The 10,920-nt window shown below is 72.2% G+C and carries 9 protein-coding genes; 8 read left to right on the top strand and 1 reads right to left on the bottom strand.

What is annotated here, in order from left to right:
* Nucleotides 1–29 precede the first annotated feature (29 nt).
* From KIS93_RS12215 to KIS93_RS12245, 7 genes are all read left to right on the top strand, one after another.
* On the top strand, nucleotides 30–956 hold the full coding sequence (locus KIS93_RS12215) for a carbohydrate ABC transporter permease (protein WP_080040168.1): 927 nt from the start codon (nucleotides 30–32) through the stop codon (nucleotides 954–956).
* A complete protein-coding gene (locus KIS93_RS12220) occupies nucleotides 953–1,846 on the top strand; it encodes a carbohydrate ABC transporter permease (protein WP_080040169.1) in 894 nt (297 codons plus the stop codon). Before KIS93_RS12215 ends, KIS93_RS12220 begins: the two co-directional genes overlap by 4 nt.
* A gap of 513 nt (nucleotides 1,847–2,359) precedes the next feature.
* Nucleotides 2,360–4,102 (top strand): alpha-xylosidase, encoded by a 1,743-nt coding sequence (gene yicI, locus KIS93_RS12225; protein WP_246005260.1) that lies wholly within the window; start codon nucleotides 2,360–2,362, stop codon nucleotides 4,100–4,102.
* A 110-nt stretch (nucleotides 4,103–4,212) separates the two neighbouring features.
* Nucleotides 4,213–5,412, top strand: a complete 1,200-nt coding sequence (locus KIS93_RS12230) for an MFS transporter (protein WP_080040171.1) — start codon at nucleotides 4,213–4,215, stop codon at nucleotides 5,410–5,412.
* Nucleotides 5,413–5,487: 75 nt separating this feature from the next.
* Nucleotides 5,488–7,584 carry a serine/threonine-protein kinase gene (locus KIS93_RS12235; protein ID WP_080040172.1) on the top strand — a complete coding sequence of 699 codons (2,097 nt, stop codon included), beginning with the start codon at nucleotides 5,488–5,490 and terminating at the stop codon, nucleotides 7,582–7,584.
* A 144-nt stretch (nucleotides 7,585–7,728) separates the two neighbouring features.
* On the top strand, nucleotides 7,729–8,142 hold the full coding sequence (locus KIS93_RS12240; protein ID WP_186404124.1) for a peptidase inhibitor family I36 protein: 414 nt from the start codon (nucleotides 7,729–7,731) through the stop codon (nucleotides 8,140–8,142).
* Nucleotides 8,143–8,315: 173 nt separating this feature from the next.
* On the top strand, nucleotides 8,316–9,236 hold the full coding sequence (locus KIS93_RS12245) for a phosphotransferase family protein (protein ID WP_186404125.1): 921 nt from the start codon (nucleotides 8,316–8,318) through the stop codon (nucleotides 9,234–9,236).
* Nucleotides 9,237–9,255: 19 nt separating this feature from the next.
* Here KIS93_RS12245 and KIS93_RS12250 read toward each other — a convergent pair whose 3' ends face one another.
* Nucleotides 9,256–10,434 carry an FAD-dependent oxidoreductase gene (locus KIS93_RS12250; RefSeq protein ID WP_080040175.1) on the bottom strand — a complete coding sequence of 393 codons (1,179 nt, stop codon included), beginning with the start codon at nucleotides 10,432–10,434 and terminating at the stop codon, nucleotides 9,256–9,258.
* 86 nt (nucleotides 10,435–10,520) lie between these two features.
* On the opposite strand from KIS93_RS12250, the gene KIS93_RS12255 reads away from it, so the two are divergent.
* A complete protein-coding gene (locus KIS93_RS12255) occupies nucleotides 10,521–10,868 on the top strand; it encodes a hypothetical protein (RefSeq protein WP_080040176.1) in 348 nt (115 codons plus the stop codon).
* Nucleotides 10,869–10,920: the final 52 nt, after the last annotated feature.

Below are 10,920 nucleotides of genomic sequence, written 5' to 3' on the forward strand. Positions count from 1 at the left end.
TCGGCTCGAACCCACCCTCTGGACGTCTCATGCCCGCCACCTCCGCAGGCCGGCGCACCCGCTTGCGTGCGGCCTCCACCCCATGGCTGTTCGCCTCGCCGGCCATCGTGCTGTTCACCCTCTTCCTGGTCATCCCGATCGGTTATGCGATCTACCTGAGCTTCCGCGGCTTCCGCGTCGAGGGCGGCGGCGCGTTCGGGCGGCGCGTGCAGGCCTTCGTCGGGCTGGACAACTACACCACCGCGCTGAGCGACCCCGAGTACGTCGCGGGGCTCGGCCGGGTGCTGCTGTACGGCCTGATCTCCATCCCGACCGTGCTGGGCCTGGCGTTGCTGTTCGCGTTGCTGCTCGACACCCCGCGGGTGCGGGCGCGCGGCTTCGCCAGGACGGCGATCTTCCTGCCGTACGCGGTGCCCGGCGTGATCGCCAGCCTCCTGTGGGGCTTCCTCTACCTGCCCAGCACGAGCCCGATCACGTACCTGGCCCGGCAGCTCGGCGCCGGCCCGCTGGACTTCTTCGGCTTCCCCGCCCTGTACTTCTCGCTGGCCAACATCGCGCTGTGGTCGGGCGTCGGCTTCAACATGATCATCATCTTCACGTCGTTGCGGGCCATCCCCACCTCCGTGTACGAGGCGGCCCGCATCGACGGGGCGAGCGAGCTGCAGATCGCCTGGCGCATCAAGATCCCGCTGGTGGCGCCCGCGCTGGTGCTCACCGGGTTGTTCTCGGTGATCGGCACCCTGCAGCTCTACAGCGAGCCGGCCACGCTGCGGCCGATGACGACCACGATCAGCTCGTCGTGGGTGCCGCTGATGAAGATCTACCAGGAGGCGTTCTCGAACGACAACCTCGGCGGGGCCGCGGCCGCCTCCGTGGTGCTGGCGCTGGGCATCCTCGTCCTGTCGCTGCTCCTGCTGCGCTTCTTCCAGCGCCGGACCTTCGGAGACAACGCATGACCGTCGTTACCACCACCGGCACCACCGGCGACCGCCAGTTCCGCCGCCGCCGTCCCCGGGCCCGCCGCCGGCCGCGGCTGCCGTTCACGGTGCTGCTGCTCGGCGCCCTGTACTGCCTGACCCCCGTGGCGTGGGTGGTCATCGCGGCGTCGAAGACGCCGCGCGAGCTGTTCACCACGTTCTCCTTCGCGCCCGGCAGCGGCCTGTTCGACAACCTGGCGAACCTGAGCGCGTACGGCGGCGGCCAGTTCTGGCGGTGGGGGCTCAACTCGCTCCTGTACGCCGGCCTCGGCGCGATCCTGTCCACCCTCGTCTCCGCCATGGCCGGGTACGCCCTGGCCAAGTTCCGCTTCCGCGGGCGCGAGGTGCTGTTCTCGGTGATCCTGGCCGGGGTGCTGGTGCCCGGCATCGTGCTGGCCGTGCCGCAGTACCTGCTGCTGGCGAGCGTCGGCCTGGCCGGGACGCACTGGTCGGTGCTGCTGCCGGTGATCATCAACCCGTTCGGCATCTTCCTGTGCCGGGTCTTCGCCAACGCCGCCATCCCGGAGAGCACGCTGGAGGCGGCCCGCCTGGACGGGGCGGGCGAGCTGCGCATCTTCGGCACGATCGTGCTGCCGATGATGGCGCAGGGCCTGGTGACGGTGTTCCTGCTGCAGTTCGTGGGCATCTGGAACAACTTCCTGCTGCCCTTCATCATGCTCTCCGACCAGGACAAGTATCCGATCACGCTGGGCCTGTACACGTTCCTGGGCAAGGGCGCGGGCGACAGCGACCTGTACCCGCTGGTCATCATGGGCTCGGCGGTGTCCGTCATCCCGCTGATCGCCCTCGTCCTGGTGCTGCAGCGGTTCTGGCGCGCCGACCTGCTGGCCGGCGGACTGAAGGGATGACCGGCCGATGAAGTTCACCGACGGCCTCTGGCAGCTGCGCCCCGGCGTCACCGCGCTGTACGCGGCCGAGGCGTACGACGTCCAGGCCGGGCCGGACACGATCACCGTCACCGCGCCCACCGCCGTCATCCGGCGCCGGGGCGACACGCTCAACCGCCCGGTGCTCTCGCTGCGCCTGTCCTCCCCGCTGGAGAACGTGGTCCGCGTCCGCGTGGAGCACCACGCGGGCGGCGGGCGCGGCTTCGACCTCGTGGGCGCCGAGGACGGCCAGGGCATCGTCAAAACGGATGAAACGGGCGGTGCCACGCTCACCAGCGGCGCGCTCAGCGCGACCATCGCGCCGGGCGCCCCCTGGAACCTGTCCTTCCACGCGGACGGCCGCCCGCTCACGTCGAGCGGCCACAAGTCCATCGGCTACTTCCGGCTGGCCGCCGGCGCGCAGACCGACCCCGGCCCCGTCGGCAACCCCGGACGGGGCCGTCCGCCCACCTCGCGCAGCAGCTCTCCCTCGGCGTGGGCGAGGTCGTCTACGGGCTCGGGGAGCGGTTCGGCCCGCTGGTCAAGAACGGCCAGACGGTCGAGATCTGGAACGCCGACGGCGGCACCTCCTCGGAGCAGGCGTACAAGAACGTGCCGTTCTACCTCACCAACCGGGGTTACGGCGTCTTCGTCGACCATCCGGGGCACGTCTCGTACGAGGTGGGGTCGGAGGCGGTGCAGCGGGTGCAGTTCTCCGTGACGGGCGAGAGCCTGGAGTACCTCGTCATCTACGGGCCGTCCCCCAAGCAGATCCTGGAACGTTACACCGCGCTCACCGGCCGGCCCGCCCGCCTGCCCGCCTGGTCGTACGGGCTGTGGCTGTCGACGTCGTTCACCACGGACTACGACGAGCGGACGGTGACCTCGTTCATCGACGGGATGGCCGAGCGCGACCTGCCGCTGTCGGTCTTCCACTTCGACTGCTTCTGGATGCGCGAGTTCCACTGGTGCGACTTCCAGTGGGACCCGCGCGTCTTCCCCGACCCGGAGGGCATGCTGGCCCGGCTGCACGACAAGGGGCTGCGGGTCTGCGTGTGGATCAACCCGTACATCGCGCAGCGCTCGCCGCTGTTCGACGAGGCCGCCGAGCGGGGGTTCCTGCTGAGGCGGCCGGACGGGTCGGTGTGGCAGTGGGACCTGTGGCAGGCCGGCATGGGGCTGGTGGACTTCACCCATCCCGGCGCGGTCGAGTGGTTCCAGTCGAAGCTGCGGGTGCTGCTCGACCAGGGGGTGGACACGTTCAAGACGGACTTCGGCGAGCGGATCCCGCTCGACGTGGTCTACGCCGACGGCTCCGCGCCCGAGCGCATGCACAACCTCTACACGCAGCTCTACAACCAGGCCGTGTTCGAGGTGCTGGAGGAGCGGCGCGGACGGGGCGAGGCGGTGCTGTTCGCGCGGTCGGCGACGGCGGGCGGGCAGCGCATGCCGGTGCACTGGGGCGGCGACACCGGATCGACGTACGAGTCGATGGCGGAGACGCTGCGCGGCGGCCTGTCGCTGGCGTTCTCCGGGTTCTCGTTCTGGAGCCACGACATCGGCGGCTTCGAGGGCACGCCGGACCCGGGCGTCTTCAAGCGCTGGGTGGCGTTCGGGCTGATGTCGTCGCACTCGCGGCTGCACGGCTCGTCGTCGTACCGGGTGCCGTGGGCGTTCGACGAGGAGGCCGTCGAGGTGACCCGGCTGTTCACGAAGCTGAAGCTGCGCCTGATGCCGTACCTGTACCAGGCGGGCATCGAGGCGCACGAGACGGGGACGCCGGTGCTGCGGCCGATGGCGATGGAGTTCCCCGGCGACCGGAACGCCGCCCATCTCGACACGCAGTACCTGCTCGGCCCCGATCTGCTCGTCGCGCCGGTCTTCACCCCCGACGGGACGGTGGAGCTCTACCTGCCGGCCGGCACGTGGACGAACTACCTGACGGGCGAGCGGGTCGAGGGCGGGCGGTGGCGTACCGAGCGGCACGGGTTCACCTCGATGCCGATCTACGTGCGCGAGGGCGCCGTCCTGCCCGTGGGCGGCAGGGACGACCGGCCGGACTACGACTATCTGGACGGCCTGACGCTGCTGGTCTATCCGGGTCCTGACGGCGAGACGACCGTGACCGTCACCGATCCCGCCACGGGCGTGCCCGCGCGGTTCACGGTGACGCGCTCGGGTGGCGAGGTGTCGGTGTCGTCGTCGGTGGTTTCCGGCTGGACGTACGAGTCTGCCTGAGTGAGGCTTTATCCCGATATGATCGCGTCCATCACCTATAGGCGCCGATATCCCCCTTGACGCGACCTCTTGACGCGACCCCTTCACGCGAATCCCGGAGATCTTGCTGCATGGACCTCGCCACGCGCCGGCGCCGGCAGGCGCTGTTCCTGTTCTTCCTCCTCCCCGGGATCGCGATGTCGTCGTGGGTGACCCGCACCCCCGACCTCCGTGACGGCCTGGAGGCGTCCACCGCGCAGATGGGGCTGATCCTGTTCGGCCTGTCGCTCGGCTCCATGATCGGGGTGCTGTGCTCCGGGCGCCTCGTCTCCCGCTTCGGGACCAGGCCCGTCATGGGCGTCGGGACCGCGCTGATCGTCGCCGGCCTGGGCGTCATCAGCGCCGGCAGCCTCCTGGCGTCGGCGCCGCTGGTCATGGCGGGCCTGTTCGCGTTCGGCCTGGGCATGGGCGGCGGCGAGGTGGCGATCAACGTCGACGCCACCGACGTCGAACGCCTCACTGGCAAGACGACCATGCCCATCCTGCACGGCTGCTTCAGCCTGGGCACCGTGGCCGGCTCCTGCGCCGGCATCGCGGCCACCGCCGCCCGCCTGCCGGTGCACTGGCACCTGGCCGCCGTCACCCTGATCGCGGCCGCCATGCTCCTGTACGCCATCCGCGCCATCCCGGCGGGCACCGGCCTCGGCACGCCCGGCGAGACCCGGTCCGGCTCCGCGCGGCCGAAGGTGTGGAAGGACACCCGGCTCGTCCTCATCGGCGCCGTCGTCCTGGCGATGGCGCTGGCCGAAGGCGCCGCCAACGACTGGCTGCCGCTGCTCATGGTGGACGGGCACGGCCTCGACGCCACCGCCGGCTCCCTCGTCTACACCGGCTTCGCCGCCGCCATGACCATCGGCCGGTTCGGCGGCGCCTACTTCCTCGACCGCTTCGGCCGCACCGCCGTCGTCCGCGCCAGCGCCGTCTCCGGCGCGATCGGGCTGCTCCTCGTCATCTTCTCGGACAACGCCGTGCTGGCCGGGGCCGCCGTGCTCTTCTGGGGGCTCGGCGCGGCGCTGGGCTTCCCCGTCGCGCTGTCGGCGGCCGGCGAGACCGGCCCGGACGAGACCGCCCGCGTCAGCCTCGTCGCCACCATCGCCTACCTCGCCTTCCTCGTCGGGCCGCCCGGGCTCGGCTTCCTCGGCGACCACTGGGGGCTGCGCACCGCCATGCTGGTGGTGCTCGCCTTCGTCGTCTCCGCCGTCTTCCTCGCGCCGGCCGTCGACACCCGCGGCCGGCTCGCCGCCCAACACTCCCCCTCGCGCCCGACCTGACCCCGCCGGGCGCTTTCCCTCCCGCACGACCTGACCCCCTTGTGTGAGGTCCACCGGTTGGCCCCACAATGATCCATGGCCGACTTCACGCCGCTGCTGCCCGGTGACCCAGAGGAGTTGGGCGGCCTGGAACTGCTCGGCAGGCTCGGTGAGGGCGGGCAGGGCGTCGTCTACCTCGCCCGCACCCCCATGGACGTGCGCGTGGCCGTCAAATGGCTGCGCCCGTCGGGCGACGACGGCTTCGAGCGCTTCCTGCGGGAGGCCGAGGTCGCCCAGCGGGTGGCGCCGTTCTGCACCGCGGCCGTGCTGAGCACCGGGGTCGAGCAGGGGCGGCCGTACATCGTCAGCGAGTACGTCGAGGGCCGCTCCCTGGAGCGCGTCGTCCGGCAGGACGGGCCGCTCGCCGGCGGGGACCTGGAGCGGCTGGCCGTCGGCACCGCCACCGCGCTCGCCGCCGTCCACCAGGCCGGCGTCGTGCACCGCGACTTCAAGCCCGGCAACGTCATCATCGGCGCCACCGGGCCGCGCGTCATCGACTTCGGCATCGCCCGCGAGCTCGACCCGGCCACCCTGACCAGCAGCACGCAGATCGGGACGCCCGCGTACATGGCTCCCGAGCAGGTCATGGGGCGGGGCGTCGGGCCCGCGGCGGACGTGTTCGCCTGGGCCGGCACGATGGTGTTCGCCTCCTGCGGGCGGGCGCCGTTCGGCCTCGACGGGGCGCACGCCGTGCTGAGCCGGGTGCTGAACGCGCGGCCCGACCTGGGCGCGCTCGACGGGCAGCTCGGCGAGCTGGTGCTGCGGTGCCTGGCCAAGGACCCGGCGAGCCGGCCGTCTGCCATGGACGTGATCGCCTGCCTGCTGCGCAACCCGGCACCCGGCGCCGACCCGCTCGCCGAAGGCGCCCGCCAGGCCGCCCGCCCCGCCTTCCGCGACGCCACCCAGGACAGCACCCAGGACGCCCCGGGGCACGGCGCCCGCATCGGCTCTCGAAGCGGCCTGCAGAGCGGCTTCCAGAGCAGCCTTCCGAGCGGCTTTCCGAGCGGCCTTCAGAGCGGTTTCAAGGACGACGCACGTGGCGGCGCTCGGGGGGCGTCGCGGGGCGGTCGCTCCAGGTCGCCGCGCGTGGCGGTCCTCGTCGCCGCCGCGGCCCTGGTCACCACGGTCGTCCTGGTGACGGGGCTGGCCGTGCCCGGCTGGCTGCGGCAGCCGGGCGCCGCGCCGGCCACGCCGTCGCGTGCGGCGGCCCCGCCCACGCCCTCGGCGCTGGCCTTGCCCGGCGGCGCGATCACCCTGTACGAACGGCCGTCCGACCCGATCACGCTCACCGCGTACGAGGTGTACGACAAGAAGCTCGACGAGGACGCGGACTACGCCAGGAGCTCGCTGCGCGGCACGTTCGACAAGTATCCGGACAACGTGGATTCGCTGGTCTCCCCCGACGGCCACCTCCTGGCGGGCCGGCCGGAGGACTACACCTCCGACGGCTACGACTCGATCCTCATCACCGACCGGCGCGACGGCTCCAGCTTCCGCGTCAAGACCGTGCGCAAGCCGCTGGACACGAGCCTGCGCGCCTGGTCGAAGGACGGCACCCGGATCCTGCTCAACCTCGACAGGAAGAGCGAGGACAAGCGGGGCGAGACGGTGTGGACCACGCTCGGCTTCGCCATCGTGGACGTGCCCCAGGCGCGGGTGCGGGTGGTGCGGGTGGCCGACGAGAGCGTCCGCGACGGCAACTTCGGCTGGGACGGCGACGAGCGCGGCGTGGTCGCCGTGCACCGCGACGACGAGGGGCTGCGCTTCTTCGACGCCTCCGGCAAGCACACGCGGGACCTGCCGGGGGTGGGCCGGCCGGCGTCCGGCACGGTGGACCTGTTCTCGCCCTCGGGCCGGACGTTCGTGACGAACTGCCCGGCCAGTGACGGCGGCGGCGAGCACTGCCTCTGGGACGCGGCCACCGGCCAGCAGGTCCACAGGTTCACCTCCGACTGCGACAAGGTGCTCGGCTGGTACGACGAGTCGCATCTGTACTGCTGGGAGAACGACAACGGCACCGACTCCGAGGTGCGCGTCGTGGCGTTCGACGGCAAGCTCACGCACACGCTGCTGCGGGCGGCGGACGAGCTGGAGGTCTCCCCCTACTTCACGGTCGATCCGACGACTTCCTGACCCGGCAATTGCCGGGTCGGGAATGGCGGCATCGGGCGGGCACGATGCGGAATTCACCGTTTCCCGTTCATCACTTCCATGAATAGTCGGTCGCGTGTTTTCCTGCTGTGGGGAAAGTTTGTCAGCACAGAAACGGGGAGAATCGTGCGCAAACTGTTAATGATCATGGCTGTGGCCGTGCTCGCGATGACGGGCCTGTCCGGGCCGGCCACCGCCACGACCGCGACCGCCGCCGCGTGGGAGTGCCCGGGAGGGTACGTCTGCTTCTACGGCAGCCAGAACGGGGTCGACAAGATCTGCCAGACCGCCGTCAGCGGGGCTTTCACCTGCAACGGCGTGCGATCCCTGTTCAACAACGGCTTCGCGGCGCCGGGCCTCGACCACGTCGACCTCTACGGCCCCTCCGGCTATTACTTCGGCTGCTTCCACTACGGGTGGGCCGAGGGCCGCTACAACGTGGCGACGGGCCTGTCCATCAACATCGCCCGCGTCCAATGGCGTGGTGAATGCCCCGCCGCCGCCACCGAAGCCGACTCGAGGCTGACCCAGGTCTCCTGATTGTGCGGCTTTTTGGGCCCCGCCCGGCAGTGCCGGGCAGGGCCCGTCGCCGGATCCGTTAATTGTCGAAGGCGCCCGAAATGGCGGTGCGCCGATTTTATGCTGTCCGGGAAACATGACGCGCCCGGAAAAGGGCGCGACGGCGGCCGGGCGGCCGTGGCAGCATGGCGCGGATGGCGATCAACGCGGGATACGAGCCGAGCGACGCGGCGCTGTCCGCGATCGCCCGGCGGCACGGCGTCGCTGCCGGCCGGGTGCGGCCGTTGCCGCCGGGGGTGGCCAACCACGTGTTCCTGCTCGGCGACGATCTGGTGCTGCGCGTCCCCCGGGCCGCCGAGTTCCTGCCCGACCTGGTCAAGGAGGCCGCGGTCATCCCGGTGGCGCTGCGTGCCGGCGTGCGCACGCCCGAGGTGGTCGCGTTCGACGACTCCTGCTCCGAGGTGGACGTCCCTTATATGGTGCTCACCCGGGCGCCCGGAGCGGATCTCGCCCGGCTCGGCCTTTCCGAGGGCGACGCCGCCGGGCTCTGCCGGGAGGTGGGCCGCGAGCTGGGCAAGCTTCACGGGTCGGCCTCGGTGCCCGCCGGCGTTCCCACGGAGGACGACACGGGAGATCCGTGGGAGCTCACGGGCCGGCTGCTCGCGGAGGGGTGGATCGACGCCGGGACGGCCCGCCGGCTCACCGGCTGGTTCGACCGGCTGTCACCGCACCTGCCGGCGAGCCCGTCCCCGGTGCTGGTGCACGGCGACGTCGCCCCGCAGAACCTGCTCGTCTCCCCCGGCACGACGCGGCTGAGCGGGATCGTCGACTGGGGTGACGCCGCCCGCTCCGACCCCGCCGTCGACTTCGCGAAGATGCCGCTGACCTGCGTGCCCGCCCTGCTCGACGGCTACCGGCAGGAGGCCCACGCGCCCGCGCCCGCGTGGGAGGCGCGGGTGTTGTGGCTGCATCTCACCTGGGCGCTGGGCCGGCTCGCGGCTCCGCAGCCGCGGCCCGGCGAGCGCCACTGGACCGCCCCGCCGGCCAGCCGCATCCTGGGCCTGCTGCACTTCTTCGCCGCGGCCCCGCCCGCCCCTTGGGCGGACCTGACCTGACCGGCGAGCAGGGCGTTTGTCAGCGGGTCGTGCGGGAGGGGACGAACGGGGCCCGGCGGGAGAGCTCGACGGCGGCGAAGCCGTCGCGGAGCATCCGCGTCTCGTACTCCCGCTTGGCCTCCGCCAGGGAGGAGCGCCCGGCCAGCAGCCGCGCCAGCAGCGCCGCGTGCTGGAGCGCCACGTTGGCGCCGTCGCCGCGGCCCGGCGACATGGTGTGGATCGCGTCGCCGAGCAGGGTCACCGCCGGCTCGTCCCAGGGCTTGACGGGGCGGGCCGAGGTGATCGGGACGCCGAACGTGCCGGGCACGTCGGCGGCGGCGACGATCTCGCCGGGCGCCGGATGCCAGCTCTCCACCGTGCGGGCGGCCAGCCGGTGCAGCTCCTCCGGCGCGGACGGGCGTTCACCGCCGGCGGGGGTGGCGACCATCCAGGAGAAGTAGCCCGGAAGGTCGGTCAGCCGGGCGCGGGGCGCCAGGCGCGCGGCCGCCCGTGACGGGGGCTCGGCGGTGCGGCAGGTGGCCACGGAGAAGGCGGTGCCGTCCGGCGCGATGACCCGGTTGAAGCTGTCGACCAGCTCCGGCGGGACGCGGTCCAGCAGCGCGGCGGTGATCGGGGTGCGGCCCCACACGGCCCAGTCGAGCTCGTCGACCACGGCGTCCGGGACGAGCTGCCGCCGCACCGCCGAACGGGTGCCGTCGGCGCCGACGAGCAGGTCGCCCACGGCGTGCGAGCCGTCGGCGAACACGGCCCGGACGCGGCCGTCGGGCAGCGGCTCGTAGTGGTCGAGCGCCGAGCCGAACCGGACGACGTCCTCCAGGCCGGTCAGCAGGATCTCCCTGAGGGTCAGCCGGTTCACCCCGAACGGGGCGTCCTCGCCGTCCGGCGCGGGTGGGATGGGCCGCTGGAACTTCGGGCGGAGCCGCTCGTCCGTGAAGATCATGTGGGTGGCCGTGCGGATGGCGGCGGCCCGGCACAGCCGGTGGAGGTCGGCGGGCAGGCACTCGCGCAGGGCCCGGGCTCCGGTCTCCTTGATGCCCAGCCGGTAACCCTGCCCCCGGATCTCGGGGGACTCGTCGCGTTCGTGGACGTGGACGCTCAGGCCCGAGGCACGCAGTGCCTGGGCGAGGCAGAGGCCGGCGATCCCACCGCCGGCGACGATGACGTGGAGCGGTGACCGCTCGGTGTGTAAGGAATTCATCGCCGTCAGGGTAACCTGACGATCTCGAGGGCGTCAAGGTAACCTGACGGCCGGGAAGCCGCTCCGGCTCGGCTAACCTGGCGATCGTGAGCGCCGACGCCGACCGTGGCAACGAACTGTGGACGAGGTGGAGCACGTTCCTGGAGCGGATCCGGCTCCAGCACGCGCTGGCGGACGCGCGCTCGGCCGGCCGCCAGGAGGAGGCGGCCCGCCTGGAGGGCAGGCTCGCGGAGCTGCCCGAGATCACGCCGCTGGAGGCGCTCCAGGCCAACGCCGACCTCATGGGCATGCTCACCGCCCAGCGGTGGATCGCCATGCGCATCGCCCAGGCGGAAGGGGCCAGCCTGGAGCAGATCGGGCGGCAGCTCGGCATCTCCAAGCAGTCGGCGTGGGAGTTCATGAAGCGCCGCATCGACGCGCACGAGAACGGCTGAGCCCGCCCCCACGGCCTGGGACGCGGCGGCGAATGCGGGCGCAGGCCCGCCG

This window comes from [Actinomadura] parvosata subsp. kistnae, from assembly GCF_900323885.1.
In the GTDB taxonomy this organism is placed as follows: domain Bacteria; phylum Actinomycetota; class Actinomycetes; order Streptosporangiales; family Streptosporangiaceae; genus Nonomuraea; species Nonomuraea composti.

Excerpts from the sequence above, each read along its gene's own strand:
- KIS93_RS12215 (WP_080040168.1), top strand. The coding sequence starts at position 30 with ATGCCCGCCACCTCCGCAGGCCGGCGCACCCGCTTGCGTGCGGCCTCC.
- KIS93_RS12220 (WP_080040169.1), top strand. The coding sequence starts at position 953 with ATGACCGTCGTTACCACCACCGGCACCACCGGCGACCGCCAGTTCCGC.
- KIS93_RS12230 (WP_080040171.1), top strand. The coding sequence starts at position 4,213 with ATGGACCTCGCCACGCGCCGGCGCCGGCAGGCGCTGTTCCTGTTCTTC.
- KIS93_RS12235 (WP_080040172.1), top strand. The coding sequence starts at position 5,488 with ATGGCCGACTTCACGCCGCTGCTGCCCGGTGACCCAGAGGAGTTGGGC.
- KIS93_RS12245 (WP_186404125.1), top strand. The coding sequence starts at position 8,316 with ATGGCGATCAACGCGGGATACGAGCCGAGCGACGCGGCGCTGTCCGCG.
- KIS93_RS12250 (WP_080040175.1), bottom strand. The coding sequence starts at position 10,434 with ATGAATTCCTTACACACCGAGCGGTCACCGCTCCACGTCATCGTCGCC.